The organism is Alistipes sp. CAG:268 (assembly GCA_000434235.1).
Classification (GTDB): Bacteria; Bacteroidota; Bacteroidia; order Bacteroidales; family Rikenellaceae; genus Alistipes; species Alistipes avistercoris.
Genome location: FR891973.1, coordinates 1 through 18,164, shown reverse-complemented (window position 1 = coordinate 18,164; position 18,164 = coordinate 1). Strand labels below are relative to the sequence as shown.

The following is an 18,164-nucleotide window of genomic DNA, read 5'->3' as shown; positions in this document are numbered from 1 at the left end:
CAAAGATACGGATTTTGTACCATTAATCCGCGCCTGAGGGCCGTTTTGTATTGCGGGACGGCGAAAATTTTCTATCTTTGTATGTTCAACCAACGACCTTATCCGCTATGCTGAAACGATTGACTCTGCTGAGCCTCGCCCTTGTGGCGTCGCTGACCCTCGCCTTCGGGGCGCCCGACGGCGAGATCGAACGGCGCATCGCCGCGCTCGACGGCGTGTGCGAGACCAAACCGCTGCCTGCCGGCCCGTTTGCCGGAAAATACGAGGTGATGCTCACGCAGCCCCTCGACTGGCGCCATCCCGACAAGGGGAGTTTCGAGCAGCGTGTTCTGGTGATGCATGTGGGCTGGGACCGCCCGACGGTGCTCATCACGCAGGGTTACGATGCAGGCTTTGCCCTGCCGGAGCGTTACCGCGACGAACTTTCGGAACTTTTCGACGCGAACATCGTCTTCGTCGAGCACCGCTATTTCGACCGTTCGACGCCCGAACCGCTCGACTGGAAGTACCTGACGGCAGAGAACTCGGCCTGCGACCTGCACCGGATCAAGACGCTCTTCGAGACGCTCTATCCGGGCAAGTGGATCGCTTCGGGCATCAGCAAGGGCGGTACGACGACGATGCTCTACGCCGCCTATTTCCCCGATGACGTGGATATCTACGTGCCCTATGTCGGCCCGGTGTGCGACAGCCGCGAGGACAAGCGTTTCGGCCCCTACCTCGCGCAGGTGGGCACGGCCGGGGAGCGTGCGGCCGTCAAGGCCTTCCAGACGGAGGCGTTCCGCCGCAAGGCGGAGCTGCTGCCCGGATTCGAGGCCTTCTGCAGGCAGAAGGGCTACACGTTCCGCATCCCCGTCGAAGAGGTCTTCGACTACTGCGTGCTGGAGTTCGGCTTCTCCTACTGGCAGTGGGGACAGGAGGTGTCGGTCCTTCCGGCCGCGGACGCTCCGGACGAAGAGGTGCTCCAATGTCTGCTGGCCAACGCCGGACCCGACTACTTCTCCGAGGGCAATGCCCAGGCACCCTTCTTCGTGCAGGCCGCCCGCGAGTTGGGCTACTATCCCTACGATGCGGAGCCCTTCCGTGCCTACACGTCGGTCGATACGGAGGACTACCTGCGCCGCATCTTCCTCTCGGAGCAGCTGCGTGGCGAGAAGTTCTCGAAGCGGCTCTACCGCAAGATCGTACGCTACCTGAAGAAGAACGATCCCCGCATGATCATGATCTACGGCGGCGACGATCCGTGGACGGCTCCCGGAGCTGCGTGGCTCGTGACGCCCGACAAGCGCAACATGAAGACCTTCATCCAGCCGGGCGGCAGCCACCGCACGCGGATCGCCACGCTGCCCGAGGCGATGCGTGAGGAGGCCGTGCGGACGCTCGAGGGCTGGCTGGCCGAATAGCGGGCTCCCGGCGGGTGTGTCCGCGGGAGTGTGTCTGCCGGGCTTGTGCGTGCCTGCCGGAGCATGCGCGCGGCGTTGGAAAAGGACGGGTGCGGAAAAATTATGTGCCGCAGGCATTGCCGTTCGCGCATAATTTCGTATCTTTGCGCTCCGATTCCACGCGATTCAGAACAAAATACATAACACATTCAATATGAATATCGTAAGAGAACAACGCGAACAGAACACCTCGCTCATCCGGGTGACCGTGGGCGAGCAGGATTATGCGCAGGAGGTCGAGAAGGCGCTGCGCGAGTATCGCCGCAAGGCCAATATCCCCGGTTTCCGTCCCGGCATGGTGCCGATGGGCATCATCAAGAAGATGTACGGCAAGGGCGTCGTGGCCGAGCAGTCCTACCGGAAGGCTTCGAACTCCGTGTTCGAGTACCTCCAGAAGGAGAACATCGACTACCTGGGCGACGTGATTCCCTCGGAGGAGCAGGGCGCCTTCGACTTCGAGAACGGCACCGAGTTCGAGTTCGTGTTCGAGATCGGCGAGGCTCCCGAGATCAAGCTGGAACTTTCGGACAAGGATAAGATGACCTACCACTCGATCAAGGTGGACAAGAAGATGCACGACGACTACCGCTCGAACTTCCTCCGCCGTTTCGGCCGTCTGGTCGATGCCGAGCAGGTTGCCTCGGACGAGGCGCTGACCGTGACGCTTGACAACGGCGACATGAAGGTCGAGGATGCCTACGTCGGGCTGATCTCGATGTCGGAGGAGGAGCGCAAGCCCTTCATCGGCCAGAAGGTCGGCTTCAAGACGAAGGTCAATATCAACGAGCTCTACAAGAACCCGTCGCAGCGTGCCGCCTGCCTGCAGGTCAAGGAGAACGAGCTGGAGGGCATCAATCCCGAGTTCGAACTGGAGATCACGAAGATCCGCAAGTTCGCCGAGCCGGAGCTTACGGAGGAGTTCTTCAAGATGGCCTTCCCGGCCGGCAACGTGAAGACGGCCGAGGAGTTCGAGCAGTTCATCGACGCACAGATCCAGTCGGAGCTGCGCCGCGAGAGCGACTACCTCTTCACGCTCCAGCTGCGTGACTTCCTGCTCAAGAAGGCCGACCTGAAGATGCCCGAGGCATTCCTCAAGCGCTGGCTCTATACGATCAACGAGGGCAAGTTCTCGATGGAGGAGATCGAGAAGGATTTCGACCAGTTCCTCAAGATGTTTACGTGGAACTACCTCCAGAAGCACTTCATCAAGGCCGACAACCTGAGCGTGTCGAAGGAGGAGGCCGAGGCCGAGGCCAAGGCGCTGGCCGCCGCGCAGTTCGCGCAGTACGGCATGCCGTCGGCTCCCGACGAGATGCTGGCCGGCTATGCCGAGAAGATCCTCGCCGACAAGGAGCAGGGACAGAAGATCTACGAGAAGCTCTACGAGACGAAGGTGGTCGAGGACATCAAGTCGAAGATCAAGGTTTCGGAGAAGGCCGTCTCCTCGGAGGATTTTGCCAAAATGGCCCAGGCACTGTAAAAATTGCGGAAAAATCCGTATCTTTGGACTTTGCAGGCGTGATGTTTGCAAAGTCCTTTTTTTGAGCAAAACACACCAACGACATGTCTTCGGAATTTGAAAAATACGCACGGAAACACTGCGGGATCAGTTCGCTCTGCCTGCACGATTTCCAGTCGGTGAGCGCGTCCTATGTCTCGCCGACGATCATCGAGGAGCGCCAGCTGAACGTCGCCACGATGGATGTCTTTTCGCGGCTGATGATGGACCGCATCATCTTCCTCGGGGCGCCGATCTACGACGATGCCGCCAACATCATCCAGGCCCAGCTGCTCTTCCTCGAGTCGGTCGATCCCGACAAGGATATCCAGATCTACATCAACTCGCCGGGCGGATCGGTCTCGGCCGGTCTGGGCATCTACGACACGATGCAGCTCGTGGCACCCGACGTGGCGACGATCTGCACTGGGCTGGCAGCCTCGATGGGCGCCGTGCTGCTGACGGCGGGCGCCCGGGGCAAGCGCTCGGCGCTGCCCCATTCGCGGGTGATGATCCACCAGCCGCTGGGCGGTGCGCAGGGCCAGGCCTCCGACATCGAGATCACGGCCCGCGAGATGATGAAAACCAAACGCGAGCTCTACGAGATCCTTGCGGCGCATTCGGGGGTTCCGATCCGCAAGATCGAGAAGGATGCCGACCGCGACTACTGGCTCACGGCCGCCGAGGCCCGTGACTACGGTCTGATCGACGAGGTGCTCGCCAAACGTGAAAAATAGGAAGAAACCGCATGGCAAATAAGAACAACAACCGGAACGGCGGCGACTGCTGCTCGTTCTGCGGTGCCGGCCGCTCGGAGGTGGAGATCATGTTCCAGGGGGCGGACGGCGCCTCGATCTGCAACAAGTGCATCGAGAACGGCTACAAGATCCTGCTCGACAACGACGTGGCTGCGGCCGCCGGGGCGGGGCGCGCGAAGAAGCCCGCGCCGCTGAAGATGGACGAACTGCTCAAGCCGGCCGAGATCAAGTCATTCCTCGACCAGTACGTCATCGGTCAGGACGCCGCCAAACGCTATCTGTCGGTGGCCGTCTACAACCATTACAAAAGGTTGCTCTACGCCCCGAAGGAGGATGAGGTCGAGCTCGACAAGTCGAACATCGTGCTGGTGGGCCCCACCGGTACGGGCAAGACGCTCATGGCCCGCACGATCGCGCGGCTGCTCAAGGTCCCCTTCACGATCGTCGATGCCACGGTGCTGACCGAGGCGGGCTACGTGGGCGAGGATGTCGAGAGCATCCTCTCGCGGCTGTTGCAGGTGGCCGACTACGACGTCGAGCAGGCCGAGCGGGGCATCGTCTTCATCGACGAGATCGACAAGATCGCCCGCAAGGGTGACAACCCCTCGATCACGCGCGACGTCTCGGGCGAGGGCGTGCAGCAGGCGCTGCTGAAGATCCTCGAGGGTACGGTGGTTAATGTGCCGCCCCAGGGCGGGCGCAAGCACCCCGAACAGAAGTTCATCCAGGTCAATACGCGCAACATCCTGTTCATCTGCGGCGGGGCGTTCGACGGCATCGAGAAGCGCATCGCCCAGCGGCTCAACACCCGTGCGATGGGCTACGGCCGGGTGAATGCCGACCCGATCGACCGCGGCAACCTGATGCAGTACGTCACGCCGCAGGACCTCAAGTCGTTCGGCCTGATTCCCGAGCTGGTGGGCCGCCTCCCGGTGCTGACCTACATGCAGCCGCTGGACCGTGCGGCCCTGCGCTCGATCCTCACCGAGCCCAAGAACGCCATTGTCAAGCAGTACGAGCGCCTGTTCGAGATGGACGGCGTAAAGCTCACGTTCGACGATGCCGTGCTGGACTACATCGTGGACAAGGCCGTGGAATTCAAGCTCGGGGCGCGCGGACTGCGCTCGATCTGCGAGGCGGTGATGATGGATACGATGTTCGAGCTCCCCTCGACCGACCGCAAGAAATTCACGGTGACGCTGTCCTATGCGAAGAAAAAGATCGAAAAAGCGAATTTTTTGGATCTCAAAAAAGTAGGATAAGCGGAAGATTCTGCTAATTTTGTGTGCTGGAACGAACTTTAACCTTAAATGATATGTCTACCAATACCAAACTTACGCGCGTAGCCGACAACGTCCGCATCCTGTCGGCCGCCATGGTCGAGAAGGCGAAGTCGGGGCATCCGGGCGGTGCCATGGGCGGCGCCGACTTCATCACGGTGCTCTATGCGGAGTTTCTCCGTTACGATCCCGACAACATGGCATATCCCCACCGCGACCGGTTTTTCCTCGATCCGGGGCACATGTCGCCGATGCTCTATGCGACGCTGTCGCTGGCCGGCCACTACAAGACCGAGGACCTGCAGTCGCTGCGTCAGTGGGGCAGCGTGACGCCGGGACATCCCGAGACGGACGTGCTGCGCGGCGTGGAGAATACCTCGGGCCCGCTCGGACAGGGACATGCCATGGCGCTGGGCGCCGCGATTGCCGAGCGCTTCCTCGCGGCCCGTTTCGGCGAGTGGATGGCACACAAGACCTATGCCTACATCTCGGACGGCGGCATCGAGGAGGAGATTTCGCAGGGCGTCGGCCGCATTGCGGGCCATCTCGGGCTCTCGAACTTCATCATGTACTACGACGCCAACAACGTGCAGCTCTCGACCAAGGTCGATGAGGTGGATACGGAGAACGTGGCGATGAAATACGAGGCCTGGGGCTGGAACGTCCTGACCATCGACGGACACAACATCAACGCCATCCGCGAGGCGCTGGTCGCCGCCGACAGCGAGACGGAGCGCCCGACGCTGATCATCGGCCGCACGGTGATGGCCAAGGGGGCCATGGCCGCCGACGGCACGAGCTTCGAGGACAAGGTATCGACGCACGGACAGCCCCTCTCGGCCGCCGGAGCTGACCTGGCTGCCACGGTGAAGAACCTGGGCGGAAACCCCGACGATCCGTTCGCCGTCTTCGACGAGAGCCGCGAGGTCTTCGCCGAGCGTCGCGAGCAGCTGCGCGAGTGGGCTGCCCGTCAGGCCGCCGTCGAGAAGTCGTGGCGTTCGGAGCACAAGGACCTGGCCCGCAAGCTCGACGACTACTTCTCGGGAAAACTCCCCGAGATCGACTACAAGACGATCGAGGTGAAGCCCGACGTGGCGACGCGCGCCGCTTCGGCCGCCGTGCTGGGCGTCTACGCCGAGAAGGTGGGTAACATGATCGTTTCGTCGGCCGACCTTTCGAATTCGGACAAAACCGACGGCTTCCTCAAGAAAACCAGACCCATTGTGAAGGGCGACTTCACGGGGCAGTTCCTCCAGGCCGGCGTCTCGGAGCTGACGATGGCCTGCGTGATGAACGGCATGGCACTGCATGGAGGCGTAATCCCCGCGTGCGGCACCTTCTTCGTCTTCTCGGACTACATGAAGCCGGCCGTCCGCCTGTCGGCGCTCATGCGCCTGCACGTGATCTACGTTTGGTCGCACGATTCGTTCCGCGTGGGCGAGGACGGTCCGACGCACCAGCCTGTCGAGCAGGAGATGCAGATCCGGCTGATGGAGCACCTGAAGAACCACCGCGGCGAACGCTCGATGGTCGTGCTGCGCCCGGCCGACGGTGACGAGGCGGTGATGGCCTGGAAACTGGCTCTGGAGGAGCAGCGTCCCGTGGCGCTGGTTCTCTCGCGGCAGAATATCCGCAGCCTCAAGGCGATGGGCTCGACGAGCCGCCGCGAGGAGGCCGTGCAGGCCGCCAAGGGAGGCTATGTCGTGATGGATGCCGCCAAGCCGGCCGCCATCCTGATTGCATCGGGTTCGGAGGTATCGACGCTGGTCGAGGGGGCCGAACAGCTTGCGGCCGAAGGAATCGCCGTGCGCGTGGTCAGTGTTCCGAGCGAGGGGCTGTTCCGCGACCAGCCCCGCTCCTACCAGGAGAGCGTGCTGCCGGCCGGAGTGCCGCGCTACGGCCTTACGTCGGGTCTTCCCGTGACGCTGCGGGGTCTTGTCGGCGAGAACGGCACGATCCACGGACTCGACCATTTCGGCTACTCGGCTCCCTTCAAGGTGCTCGACGAGAAGTTCGGTTACAACGGAGCCACCGTGGCCGCCGAGGTGAAGAAGATGCTGGGCCGCTGAGGCGTGCTTCAGCCATGAAACGGGAACGGACTGCCGGCTGCCGGCGGTCCGTTCCCGTTTTTCGGGGGTGGCATGCCGGCATCCCGTCCCGGTATGTCCGGTGTCGGAGCCGGCTGCGGGATGCGGGGAACCCGAAACCTGCGGTGCGGGACGAAAAAAAACGGGCCGATGGTGCGAATCCGGAAAAAATGCGTATCTTTGCGGTCCCGTCTGTCACGCGGGAAATGTGGAAAGATTTGGACTGATTGCAAACCACAGTAAAAAATCGCTAAAACAGCACATTTTTTATTCCAACAGCCAATTTTTCCCATTTTATACGTTTAACCCTAAAAAACGGATAACAATGGGCTTTTTGTTTACATCGGAATCGGTGTCCGAGGGACACCCCGATAAGGTCTCGGATCAGATTTCCGACGCCATTCTCGACGAATTCCTCCGCCACGACCCCAACTCGAAGGTCGCCTGCGAAACCCTCTGCACGACGGGCCTCGTGGTCGTCGCCGGCGAGGTGCGCTCGGAGGCCTATGTCGATGTGCAGGACGTGGCGCGCCGCGTCATCAACCGCATCGGCTACACCAGGGGCGACTACCGCTTCGACGGCAACTCGTGCGGCGTCGTCTCGGCCATCCACGAGCAGTCGTCCGACATCAACCAGGGCGTCGTTCGCGAAGCCGAGGAGGAGCAGGGGGCCGGCGACCAGGGCATCATGTTCGGTTACGCCTGCAACGAGACGCGCGAGTTCATGCCCGCGACGCTCATCCTCTCGCACGTGATCCTCAAGGAGCTGGCCGTCATCCGCCGTGAGGGCAAGGTGATGACCTACCTGCGCCCCGATTCGAAGTCGCAGGTGACGATCGAGTACGACGAGCAGACGAACCGTCCGCTGCGCGTGCACACGATCGTCGTCTCGACGCAGCACGACGAGTTTATCCTCCCGGGCGAGGGCCTCTCCGAAAAGGAGGCCGAACGGCAGATGCAGGAGCGGATCCGCGAGGATGTGCGCACGATCCTCATCCCGCGCGTCAAGGCGCGCCTGGAGCGTGCCGGCGACAAGCTCGCCGACCTGATTACGGGCGACTATATCCTGCACGTGAACCCCACGGGCAAGTTCGTCATCGGCGGCCCCCACGGAGACACGGGTCTCACGGGCCGCAAGATCATCGTCGATACCTACGGGGGGCGTGGCGCCCACGGCGGCGGCGCCTTCTCGGGCAAGGACTCCTCGAAGGTGGACCGTTCGGCCGCCTATGCCGCACGCCACATCGCCAAGAACCTTGTGGCTGCGGGGGTTGCCGATGAGGTGCTCGTCGAGCTGTCGTATGCCATCGGCATCGCCCAGCCCCTCTCGATCTATGTCGATACCTACCGTTCGCCGCGCCCGGCAGCGCTTGCCGGCATGACCGACGGCGAGATCGCCCGCCGCATCGGGAAGCTCTTCGACCTGCGTCCTGCCGCAATCGTCAAGCGTTTCGGCCTGAAGAACCCGATCTTCGAGGCGACGGCCTCCTACGGGCATTTCGGCAACCGGCCCTACCGCAAGAGCGTGAAGGTTTGGGAGCACGGCGTGGAGACCGAGCGCGAGGTGGAGTTCTTCGGGTGGGAGAAACTCGATGCCGTGGACGACATCCGCCGCGAGTTCGGACTCTGACCGATTCGGAAAATCAAGCAATTGGGGCATTCTCTCGGGGAATGCCCCAATTTTTGTACTTTCGGACATACTAATTGAACCTTCGAGCCCGTTTGTCCTGCGTAACGAATCGAAAACGAATGCTTATGCAATGAAGTAGCCTCGGATTAATAGAACTTAAACACCGTATTTATTATGAAAAAGGCATTTTTTGTTTTGGGTATTGTTGCCGTTTCCGCAGTGGCAGGCGGTCTGACGGCTTGGAGCATGGGGGCCGGAAAGGGGACTCCCGAGGTGCAATATATCGAACGCGAGGTGGAACGCAATCCTTCGTTGGGAACTCACTTTACGGCCTATGAGGCCGACAAGTATCCCGACCTGACCTACGCTGCAGAGAATGCGGTGAAGGCCGTGGTCAATATCGAGGCCATCCAGCAGATCGAGGTGCCGCAGCGGCGGAGCTACGACCCGTTCCTCGAGTTCTTCGGCATTCCGCAGGAGTACGGCAACGACGGTTCGCGTCCGCAGTACCGTGAGGCCCGTGCGGGCGGTTCGGGTGTCATCATCTCGAAGGACGGCTATGTGGTGACCAACAACCACGTTGTGGACGGCGCCACGAAACTGCGCGTGAAGCTCAACGACGGACGGACGTTCGATGCCAAGCTCATCGGCAAGGATTCGGCTACGGATGTGGCCCTGCTGAAGATCGACGGCGACGATGACCTGCCGACGCTGCCCTTCGGGTCGTCCGACGCGCTGCGTCTGGGCGAGTGGGTGCTGGCCATCGGATCGCCCTTCGACCTGCAATCGACCATCACGGCCGGTATCGTGAGCGCCAAGGCGCGCAACCTGGGAGCTATTCCCAACGACTTCCGCATCGAGTCGTTCATCCAGACCGACGCAGCGGTGAACCCCGGCAACTCGGGCGGGGCGCTGGTGAACACGCGCGGTGAACTGGTGGGCATCAACACGCTTATCAAGTCGCAGACGGGCAGCTACATCGGTTATTCGTTCGCCATTCCCGAGGCGATCGTCCGCAAGGTGGTGGTCGATCTGAAGGAGTACGGCGTTGTGCAGCGCGCCATGCTGGGCATCATGTTCCGACCGGTGGATCAGGACTTCCTCGACAGTGAGGGCAAGGAACTGGGCATCAAGGAGCTGGGCGGTATCTACGTGGCCAGCGTCGTCGAGGGCGGCTCGGCTTCCGAGGCCGGCATCCGCAAGGGGGACATCATCCTCTCGATCGACGGCGTGAAGGTAAACGATTCGGCCACGGTGCAGGAGCTGATCGCGCGTCGCCGACCCAACGATAAGGTGAAAATCTCGGTAAAAAGAGACGGTGATGTGAAACAAATTGACGTCACTTTGCGTAATAAGGCTGGTAAAACGGAACTCATCACCAAGGAGGACGTCGATGTGGTCGAGGCGCTGGGCGGAAAATTCGCCGACGCCGGGACGAAGTTGTGTCGCGAACTCGATATCCGTGGCGGAGTGCAGGTTGTGGGCGTGAAGTCCGACGGTATTCTGGCCCGTGCCCGGGTAAAGCAGGGATTCGTGATCACCCACATCAACGACCGCCCGGTCTATGCGGTCTCCGATCTGGAGCGCATGACCGAGAAGGTTCGCTCGATAGACGGGATCTATCCCAACGGACGTTCGGCAAGCTATATGCTGGTCGAATAGCCGGGGACCCGGGTCCAGCGCAGCGGGTATTGTCCGGAGTCGCTTCGGGCAGGTGACGGATCGGTCCGGGAAAGCCTTTTCCCGGACCTTCTGTTCGAAATCCCGGGACCGGTTCGAGGGGGCCGCAAACGCGAAGAGTATATTTTGATATTAGGATAGATTTAGGAAATGCGTCAGTTAAAGATTACGAAGTCCATCACCAACCGTGAGAGCGCTTCGCTGGACAAGTATTTGCAGGAGATCGGCAAGGAGGAGCTCATCACGGTCGAGGAGGAGGTGGAACTCGCCCAACGGATCAAGAAGGGAGACCAGGAGGCACTCGAGAAACTTACCAAGGCGAACCTCCGGTTCGTGGTTTCGGTGGCCAAGCAGTACCAGAATCAGGGCCTGAGCCTTCCCGACCTGATCAACGAAGGCAACCTCGGCCTGATCAAGGCGGCCGAGAAGTTCGACGAAACCCGCGGTTTCAAGTTCATCTCCTATGCGGTGTGGTGGATCCGTCAGTCGATCCTCCAGGCGCTGGCCGAGCAGTCGCGCATCGTGCGTCTGCCGCTCAACCAGGTGGGTTCGCTCAACAAGATCAACAAGGCCTTCGCCCGCTTCGAGCAGGAACACGAGCGCACTCCGTCGCCCGAGGAGCTTGCTTCGGAGCTGGAGCTGCCCAAGGAGAAGGTGACCGATACGTTGCGGGTTGCCGGACGTCACGTTTCGGTAGATGCCCCGTTTGCCGACGGCGAGGACAACTCGTTGCTCGACGTGCTGGTGAATCCCGATTCGCCCAATGCCGACCGCGGGCTGATCAACGAGTCGCTCGCTACGGAGGTCGATCGGGCCCTGGAGACCCTGACCGAGCGTGAGCGCGACATCATCAAGTATTTCTTCGGCATCGGATGCTCGGAGATGACGCTCGAGGAGATCGGCGAGAAGTTCGACCTGACGCGCGAGCGTGTACGCCAGATCAAGGAGAAGGCGATCCGCCGCCTGCGCCACTCGTCGCGTTCGAAACTGCTGAAGTCCTATCTCGGATAAGAGAGGATGAGTAAATAAGATTTGTGGGGCCGGGGGAATCGAGATTCCCCCGGCTTTGCGTGTGTTGGGACGGATGCACAGCTCTCCTTTGGAAGGATTAGTCGAGAGAGGGTGTTGTATGGTTCGGCGGTGCAGTCGGTCGGGCGAGTGGGCGACGTGAAGTCCTTCCCCGTGCTCATTGCCGTTCGGATACCAGTTGGCGACACCACGCTGCAACCCGCGCATCGGTCTTTTCGGGGGCGCTTTCGTCGATGGCCAGCCCGAGAAACCGCCCCTCGGAGCAGACCAGCGACGAGGTCGCGGCATAGCCCTGCGGTTCGAACGATCCGATGAAGGTGCATCCGCATCCCTGCAGCCCTTCGTAGAGCAGCCCGATGGCGTCGCAGAAGGTGTCGGGGTAGCAGCCGCTGTCGCCGCAGCCGAACAGTGCGACCTGTTTGCCCCGCAGGTCGCGTTTCTTCAGGTCTTCGAGAAAGCTGTACCAGTCGTCCTGCAGTTCGCCGCAGCCCCAGGTCGGGGAGCCGAGCAGCAGCAGGTCGTATTTGTCCGCCTCGTCGGCCGAGGTGTCGGCCACGTTGTGCAGGTCGCTTTCGGCCACGCCCAGCAGTCGGGCGATGTCCTGCGCCACCGCTTCGGTCGAACCGGTGGTGCTGCCGTAAAAAATTCCGGTCATGTTTTTCCTTGTTTTGGTTCGGGACAAAGTAACACGATCCGCCGGTTTGCGGCAATACCGATTTCTGGGGGTTTGCATCCGGCGGGCTACCGTCTTTCGGGGATCGGCGGTGTCCGCGAAAAAGCCCGCTCCACGGATGGAGCGGGCGCGTTACGGGCGGATGTGCGTGCCGGTTGGGCTACCAGACGATCGGTTCCTTGCCGATCGAGCGCAGGTAGTCGTTGGCCCGCGAGAAGTGGCGGCAGCCGAAGAACCCGCGGTAGACCGAGAGCGGCGAGGGGTGCACGGCCTTGAGTATGAGGTTGCGCTGCGGGTCGGCGATGGCGCCCTTCTTCTGTGCGTAGCTGCCCCAGAGCATATAGACGATTCCCTCCTTGCGTTCGGCGATGGCGCGCACCACGGCGTCGGTGAAGGTCTCCCATCCGCGGCCGGCATGCGAGGCCGCTTCGTGTTCGCGGACCGTCAGCACGGAGTTCAGCAGCAGCACCCCCTGCTCGGCCCACCGGTCGAGGTTCCCCGAGGCGGGGATCGGCGTCCCGGTATCGTCGGCGACCTCCTTGAAGATGTTCTGCAGCGAGGGCGGGAAGGGAATGCCGTCGGCCACCGAGAAGCAGAGTCCGTTGGCCTGCCCGGGTCCGTGGTAGGGGTCCTGTCCGATGATGACGACCTTCAGCCGCTCGAACGGACACTTGTCGAAGGCGCGGAATATGTTGCTGCCCCGGGGATAGATGCGGCGGGAGGCATACTCCTGGCGCACGAAGTCCGTCAGCGTGGCGAAATAGGGCTTCTCGAACTCGGGAGCGAGCACCTCTTTCCAGTCGGGAGCGATCTTTACGTCCATGTGAAATGCGGATTAAATTCGTGTAAAAGTAGTAAAAAGTCGTTTTTTTCATGTTACTTTTGTCCGAGAAATTTCTTTGCGATATGAAAAAGTGGCTTTTGCTCGTGGTCCTGTCGTTGGGTATGGCGGGGCTGGCATCGGCAGCTGAGCCGGTGCGCAATCTGATTCTGATGATCGGCGACGGCATGGGGCTCTCCCAGGTGTCGATGCTCAAGATCGAGAACGGTTATGCTCCGACGGCTTTCGACCGGGCACAGGGTGTGGCCCTGATCTCGACCTACTCGGCGAACAACCGGGTGACCGACTCTGCGGCTGCCGGTACGGCGCTGGCCTCGGGCTGCAAGACCAATAACTCTGCCCTGGGGGTCGATCCCGACGGGCAGCCCCTCGAGTCGATGATGGTCAAGGCGCATTCGGCCGACCGGCCGACGGGCATCGTGGTGACCTGCTATCTGCAGCACGCCACGCCGGGGGCGTTCTACGCCCACTCGAAGAGCCGGAGCCGGACGGCCGCCATTACCGACGACCTGCTCGAGAGCGGCATCGATGTGTTGTTCGGCGGCGGGAGCAAGTGGCTGTCGCGTCCCTGTGGCGATGAGGGTACCTATTTCGACGCCTTCCGCAGCCGGGGATATCTGGTGGCCGACAGCCTCGGGGCGATTCCCGACACGTATACGGGCCGGGTGCTCTGCTCGGTAGCCGACGAACACCTGCCCGAGGCCTCCGAGCGGGGTGATTTTCTGCCAGAGGCGACCTCGCGCGCCCTGTCGCTGCTCTCGGCCGGGGCTGCCGGCCGTGACAACGGGTTCCTGCTCCTGGTCGAGGGTTCGCAGATCGATTTTGCCGGCCACGGCAACGATGCCGGTGAACTGCTCGACGAGATGCGCGATTTCGAACGGGCCGTGGCCGTGGCGATGGACTTCGCCGACCGCACGCCCGGAACGTTGGTGGTCGTGACGGCCGACCATGAGACGGGCGGACTGACGATCCCGGCCTGCGACGAGGACTTCACGCAGGCCGAGAACGGTGTCGAGTATCGCTTCTCGACGGGTGGGCATACGGGTATGCTCGTGCCGGTCTACCTCTATGGCACCGGCGCCGACCACATCAGCGGGGTGATGGACAACACCGACCTTTCGAAACGGCTCATGCAGCTGCTCGGGCTTGCGGAGTGATCCGCTCTTTGGGAGGGCGAAATACGAACGGCGCCCGCTCCCGTAAATGGGGGCTGGGCGCCGTTCTGCCGTTTATGGTAAGAGAATGCGGCTATTTCCGTGTTGATTGTTCCTGCTCTCCGAAGCTGACGGCAACGATCGGTTCGACGGTCGAAGGGGTGCGTTCGATCTCCGGTTCGACCGAAGCGTCGGGCTCTCTTCCTGCCATGCGGAAGTTCACCGGAAGGGTGTATTTCAGGCGGACCTTCTCACCCTTCTGCTCAGCGGGCGACCAGAGTCCGCTGCTCGACCTCACGATGCGGAGCGCCTCCGTCGTGAGCAGCTGGTGCGGGGACTGGAGCACCGAGGTCTCCGTGACCGATCCGTCCCGTTCGACGACGAACGTCAGCACGACCCTCCCCTGGATGCCCTGTTTGCGGGCCTCTTCGGGATAGCGGAGCCGGGTTTGGATCCACTCCCGGAATTTGATCAGGTCGCCGCCCTGGAACAGCGGCATGTGTTCGGCGATCAGAAACGGTGTGTCGTCCTCCTTCCCGGACGGAGTCCCGGCCTGCTTCGCGGAGCGTTTCCCCGCCTCGGTCGTGATCTCCACGACGCCGTATTTCCCGCGCTCGCCGTACTTCTCCACGGCCTCCTCCTTCTTGAGCAGTTTGATCTCCGCGATGTCGTTGGTGACCAGCGTCGGGGCTTCCGAAGCCTCCGTCCCGTCGATCATGTAGAGCGGCGCCTGGCGGACGCCGTATTCGTCGCGGCTGTAGATCGGGCCGTCGGCCGCGTCTGTCCCTTCGGGGTAGAGGATGACGACCCGTTCGGTCTCGCCGGCACTTACGACTAGCGAAAGACTTCCGTATCCCGGGTAGGAGACCTCCAGCACGCTGCCTTCGGGTGCTTCGATCGATGCTTTCCCGTCGTCGCCGGTCGTTGTTCCCCTGTCCGTCCCCACGATGTGTACGATGGCTCCCGGGGCCGTGTTCTCCGTCGAGAAGTGTTTGCTGTCTTTGGTGTAGAAGACCCTCAGCGAGGTCCGTACCATGTCGGGGGTGCCGGCCGAAGAGTTCCGGCCTTCGGCTTTGCCGGCGTCGATCTCAATGGATATCGTGTAGGGGTCGGCACCGTTGCTTGAATAGGTGTGCAGTCCGGCCATGCGGTCCGAACCGCTATAGGCCAGGATTCCCTGCTGCGGACCTTCGATCGAGAAACGTCCTTCGGAGTCGGTGCGGCCGCCGGACTGCTCCATCTCCTCCTGTGAGAGGGGTTGCGTGAAGGGTGCACCGGCATAGACGGCGATCCCTTTGGCCGGAGTGCCGTCTGTGTAGTGCAGTTCGCCCTCGATGCGGATCGGGGTGTAGTCGCGAAGGGGCTCCTCGGCCGTGAAGAGGAAGACGAACTCGGCGTCGCGCTGCCGGTACTCGGCGGGGATCTGTTCACCCTGCAGCGCCTTTTCGAGGGTGAGCTGTTCGGGATCGATCTTCCGGATCCGTTCGGGGGCGATCTCCGTGCCGTTGATCAGGTAGACGGCGCGGTCGGTGGAGGGGGTGTCGGTGCGTATCTGTGCGGCACGGGAGGTGAACGAGAAGGCGCAAAGGAGGCCGGCGATCGCGGGGAGTGCTCCCGCGAGGCGGAGCAGGGCGTACCTGCCCGGTTTCTGCGAAGTCATCATCTTGAATCGTTTTTTTGTGAGTGAGTCCCGCAGCCCGTTGGCTATTTCCGGACTATAGCCGAAGAGTTGTCGGAATATGGCGTTCATGTAGAGCTCCCTGTCGTATCCGCCCTCGAGCACGTCGCTGTCGGCCTCGAACTCCTCGGCTTCGATCAGCCGCCGTGCGGCGATCCAGGCGAAGGGGTTCCACCACAGCAGCGCCTTGAGCGACTCCATGACGATGTGCTCGATCGTGTGGCGGTGGGCGATGTGGCTCGCTTCATGGCGCAGGATGGCCTCCATCTCCTGCGCGGAGGTCTGCTGCCAGACGTAGATCGTGTTCAGGAACGAGAACGAGGCGATACGCTGCGGGGTATGCACCAAGGTGTAGCGCGGCGTGCGCACGATCTCGGCACCTCGTTTCAGGCGGCGGATGCGGAGAACCTGTACGGCCATCAGACCGAGCAGGAACAGCGTGCCGAGTGCCCAGACGGCATGGACGAGCCATTCGGCCGGCATGGTTTGCGGCGCCGCGGCTGTCGGGACTGCTGTCGGGACGAACCCCTCCACAGGGGTTGTGGCGGCGACCGTAATCACCTCTCCGGGCCATACGGGAATCCGCAGCAGGGGAATGATGGCGGCGAGCAGGGTAGTTGCAAGCAGGTAGATCCGGCACCAGCGGAAGCGGATCCGTCGCTCGAGCAGCAGCGAGTAGACGGCCTGCAGGATGCCGCCGCATACGGCGACTTCGAGCATGTAGGTGGCGAGGTGTCTCATGACGGTCGTTTTGGGGTATTGAACCGGTTATTTCTTTGCCTGGCGCATGATCTCGAGGATCTCGTCCATCTCGCGCATCGGGATCTGTTCGTGCCGCGAGAAGAACGAGACGAGCTGTGCCAGCGAGCCGTCGAAATAGGTCGAGAGCATCGACGACATCACACCGCGGGCGTAGGTCTCGCGGCTGACGACGGGAAAGTAGCGGTGGCTCTTGCCTTCGGCCTCGTGGCGGACGTAGCCCTTGTTCTCGAGGATCTTGAGGAAGGTGGCCACGGTAGTGTATTTCGGGTGCGGCTCGTCGGTGCGGGCGATGATGTCGTTCACCACGCCGTTGCCCAGTTGCCAGAGAATCTGCATGATCTCCTCTTCGCCGCGGGTCAGTTCCGGAATCCGGTTGTTCGTTTCGTTGTTTTTCATGTGGTCCGATCTTTTTTTCGTCTGGTGCAAGTTTACTACTAAAACTTTAGAAAAGCAAGTTTCTCTTCTAAAAAATTAGTAGTATATGCAAAAAAAAACTCCCTCCGGGATTTCCCGAGGGGAGGTGTGTGCGCGATGTCCGCTCCGGCGAGGGGTTACCCGAGCCGTTCGGCTTCGTTGTCCTTCTCCAGCTTCTCGTCCTCCTCCCAGTCGAACCAGGGGAAGTCGCGGCGTCCGCCCAGCGAGAAGCGGGTGTAGGTGATCGGCAGCCCCTTGGCCAGGAACATGCGTTCGTAGGCCGTCTTGACCGAGAGCACCTCGTCGGCGAATCCCGATCCGTAGATGTCCGGTTCGGAGACCTCGCACGGCAGACCGAAATGGCGGATCACCTCGTTGGTGTAGGCGTAGAGGTGCTTCGAGTCGGTCTTCAGGTTGATCATCCCGTCGGGACGGAGCAGGCGGGCATAGTACTCGAGGAACAGGGGCGAGGTGAGCCGCTTCTTTGCCCGGCGGGTCTTCAGCTGCGGGTCGGGGAAGGTGATCCACAACTCGTCGATCTCGCCCTCGGCGAAGAGCGAGTTGATGAACTCGATGCGGGTGCGCAGGAATCCCACGTTGGCCATCCCGCGCTCGGTTGCGGTCTTGGCGCCGCGCCACATGCGGGCCCCCTTGATGTCGATGCCTATGTAGTTGCGCTGCGGGTCGCGCTCGGCCAGCGCCACGGTGTATTCGCCCTTGCCGCAGCCCAGCTCCAGTATGATCGGCCGGTCGTTGTGGAAGAAGTCCGTGCGCCAGTGACCCTTGAGCGGGTGGTCGCAGCGGAACACTTCGTCGAATTCGGGCTGCACGAAGCAGGAGAATGTCAGGTTCTCGCGGAATTTGCGGAGTTTGTCTTTTCCCATAGTCTTGTTGCGGACCGTCCGGGGCGATGCCGCCGGAATCGTCCGGCTGCAACCGCTCCGACGGCGGAGTTCGTGTTTCGGTTATCGGTCCTTGTGTATCGTCAGCCCTACGGCTTCGACCCCGCGTATCGGACGGGTCGGCGTGACGGTGAACCGGTAGTCGCCCGTCCGCCCGAGGCGGATTGCGCGGCGGTAGGGCACGGCAGCCTCACGGATGAGGGCCGCCGGGCTCGGCGTGCGGGGTATGGCCAGCAGGAAGAGCTCCTCGCTGCGCAGCGAGTCGGGGGTCGTGACGGCGATCCGCACCGTGAGCGTATCTTCGGCAAAGCGGTCGTTGCAGCGCAGGAAGAGCGT

General features: G+C 61.9%; 14 protein-coding genes and 1 pseudogene. 9 read left to right on the top strand and 6 right to left on the bottom strand.

The features are described from left to right. Positions 1-107: 107 nt before the first annotated feature. The 8 genes from QZL63_RS01745 (at position 108) to QZL63_RS01710 (ending at position 11,386) form a co-directional block, all read left to right on the top strand. Positions 108-1,403: a S28 family serine protease gene (locus QZL63_RS01745; RefSeq protein WP_022307635.1), complete on the top strand. Its 1,296-nt coding sequence runs from the start codon at positions 108-110 to the stop codon at positions 1,401-1,403. Positions 1,404-1,596: 193 nt separating this feature from the next. Beyond that, complete coding sequence (locus tag QZL63_RS01740; protein WP_022307634.1) at positions 1,597-2,922, top strand: trigger factor; 1,326 nt, start codon at positions 1,597-1,599, stop codon at positions 2,920-2,922. A gap of 83 nt (positions 2,923-3,005) precedes the next feature. Further along, positions 3,006-3,677 (top strand): ATP-dependent Clp endopeptidase proteolytic subunit ClpP, encoded by a 672-nt coding sequence (gene clpP, locus QZL63_RS01735; protein WP_022307633.1) that lies wholly within the window; start codon positions 3,006-3,008, stop codon positions 3,675-3,677. 11 nt (positions 3,678-3,688) lie between these two features. Next, positions 3,689-4,960: an ATP-dependent Clp protease ATP-binding subunit ClpX gene (gene clpX, locus QZL63_RS01730; protein ID WP_022307632.1), complete on the top strand. Its 1,272-nt coding sequence runs from the start codon at positions 3,689-3,691 to the stop codon at positions 4,958-4,960. Positions 4,961-5,013: 53 nt separating this feature from the next. Continuing rightward, positions 5,014-7,047 carry a transketolase family protein gene (locus QZL63_RS01725; protein WP_022307631.1) on the top strand — a complete coding sequence of 678 codons (2,034 nt, stop codon included), beginning with the start codon at positions 5,014-5,016 and terminating at the stop codon, positions 7,045-7,047. A 343-nt stretch (positions 7,048-7,390) separates the two neighbouring features. Continuing rightward, positions 7,391-8,695, top strand: a complete 1,305-nt coding sequence (gene metK / locus QZL63_RS01720) for a methionine adenosyltransferase (protein WP_022307630.1) — start codon at positions 7,391-7,393, stop codon at positions 8,693-8,695. Positions 8,696-8,869: 174 nt separating this feature from the next. Beyond that, entirely contained in the window at positions 8,870-10,357 is a 1,488-nt protein-coding gene (locus QZL63_RS01715; RefSeq protein WP_022307629.1) for a Do family serine endopeptidase, read from the top strand. A gap of 168 nt (positions 10,358-10,525) precedes the next feature. Beyond that, entirely contained in the window at positions 10,526-11,386 is an 861-nt protein-coding gene (locus QZL63_RS01710) for a sigma-70 family RNA polymerase sigma factor (protein WP_022307628.1), read from the top strand. 175 nt (positions 11,387-11,561) lie between these two features. On the opposite strand, the gene QZL63_RS01705 is transcribed toward QZL63_RS01710, so the two are convergent. Both QZL63_RS01705 and ung read right to left on the bottom strand, forming a co-directional pair. Further along, entirely contained in the window at positions 11,562-12,059 is a 498-nt protein-coding gene (locus QZL63_RS01705) for a flavodoxin (protein ID WP_022307627.1), read from the bottom strand. Positions 12,060-12,237: 178 nt separating this feature from the next. Continuing rightward, positions 12,238-12,900 (bottom strand): uracil-DNA glycosylase, encoded by a 663-nt coding sequence (ung, locus tag QZL63_RS01700; RefSeq protein WP_022307626.1) that lies wholly within the window; start codon positions 12,898-12,900, stop codon positions 12,238-12,240. Between the two features lie 83 nt (positions 12,901-12,983). On the opposite strand from ung, the gene QZL63_RS01695 reads away from it, so the two are divergent. Next, positions 12,984-14,075 (top strand): alkaline phosphatase, encoded by a 1,092-nt coding sequence (locus QZL63_RS01695; RefSeq protein ID WP_290585541.1) that lies wholly within the window; start codon positions 12,984-12,986, stop codon positions 14,073-14,075. Positions 14,076-14,166: 91 nt separating this feature from the next. Here the strand turns inward: QZL63_RS01695 and QZL63_RS01690 are convergent, their stop codons facing one another. The 4 genes and pseudogenes from QZL63_RS01690 to QZL63_RS01675 form a co-directional block, all read right to left on the bottom strand. Further along, positions 14,167-16,491: a M56 family metallopeptidase gene (locus tag QZL63_RS01690; protein WP_022307624.1), complete on the bottom strand. Its 2,325-nt coding sequence runs from the start codon at positions 16,489-16,491 to the stop codon at positions 14,167-14,169. A gap of 27 nt (positions 16,492-16,518) precedes the next feature. Next, positions 16,519-16,908: a BlaI/MecI/CopY family transcriptional regulator gene (locus tag QZL63_RS01685; protein WP_022307623.1), complete on the bottom strand. Its 390-nt coding sequence runs from the start codon at positions 16,906-16,908 to the stop codon at positions 16,519-16,521. Between the two features lie 155 nt (positions 16,909-17,063). Beyond that, positions 17,064-17,810: a tRNA (guanosine(46)-N7)-methyltransferase TrmB gene (gene trmB, locus QZL63_RS01680; RefSeq protein ID WP_022307622.1), complete on the bottom strand. Its 747-nt coding sequence runs from the start codon at positions 17,808-17,810 to the stop codon at positions 17,064-17,066. Positions 17,811-17,891: 81 nt separating this feature from the next. Beyond that, positions 17,892-18,164 (bottom strand): annotated as a pseudogene (locus QZL63_RS01675) (hypothetical protein); the annotation flags it as partial.

Coding starts and splice junctions, on each gene's coding strand:
- QZL63_RS01745 (WP_022307635.1), top strand. CDS start 108: ATGCTGAAACGATTGACTCTGCTGAGCCTCGCCCTTGTGGCGTCGCTG.
- QZL63_RS01740 (WP_022307634.1), top strand. CDS start 1,597: ATGAATATCGTAAGAGAACAACGCGAACAGAACACCTCGCTCATCCGG.
- clpP (WP_022307633.1), top strand. CDS start 3,006: ATGTCTTCGGAATTTGAAAAATACGCACGGAAACACTGCGGGATCAGT.
- clpX (WP_022307632.1), top strand. CDS start 3,689: ATGGCAAATAAGAACAACAACCGGAACGGCGGCGACTGCTGCTCGTTC.
- QZL63_RS01725 (WP_022307631.1), top strand. CDS start 5,014: ATGTCTACCAATACCAAACTTACGCGCGTAGCCGACAACGTCCGCATC.
- metK (WP_022307630.1), top strand. CDS start 7,391: ATGGGCTTTTTGTTTACATCGGAATCGGTGTCCGAGGGACACCCCGAT.
- QZL63_RS01715 (WP_022307629.1), top strand. CDS start 8,870: ATGAAAAAGGCATTTTTTGTTTTGGGTATTGTTGCCGTTTCCGCAGTG.
- QZL63_RS01710 (WP_022307628.1), top strand. CDS start 10,526: ATGCGTCAGTTAAAGATTACGAAGTCCATCACCAACCGTGAGAGCGCT.
- QZL63_RS01705 (WP_022307627.1), bottom strand. CDS start 12,059: ATGACCGGAATTTTTTACGGCAGCACCACCGGTTCGACCGAAGCGGTG.
- ung (WP_022307626.1), bottom strand. CDS start 12,900: ATGGACGTAAAGATCGCTCCCGACTGGAAAGAGGTGCTCGCTCCCGAG.
- QZL63_RS01695 (WP_290585541.1), top strand. CDS start 12,984: ATGAAAAAGTGGCTTTTGCTCGTGGTCCTGTCGTTGGGTATGGCGGGG.
- QZL63_RS01690 (WP_022307624.1), bottom strand. CDS start 16,491: ATGAGACACCTCGCCACCTACATGCTCGAAGTCGCCGTATGCGGCGGC.
- QZL63_RS01685 (WP_022307623.1), bottom strand. CDS start 16,908: ATGAAAAACAACGAAACGAACAACCGGATTCCGGAACTGACCCGCGGC.
- trmB (WP_022307622.1), bottom strand. CDS start 17,810: ATGGGAAAAGACAAACTCCGCAAATTCCGCGAGAACCTGACATTCTCC.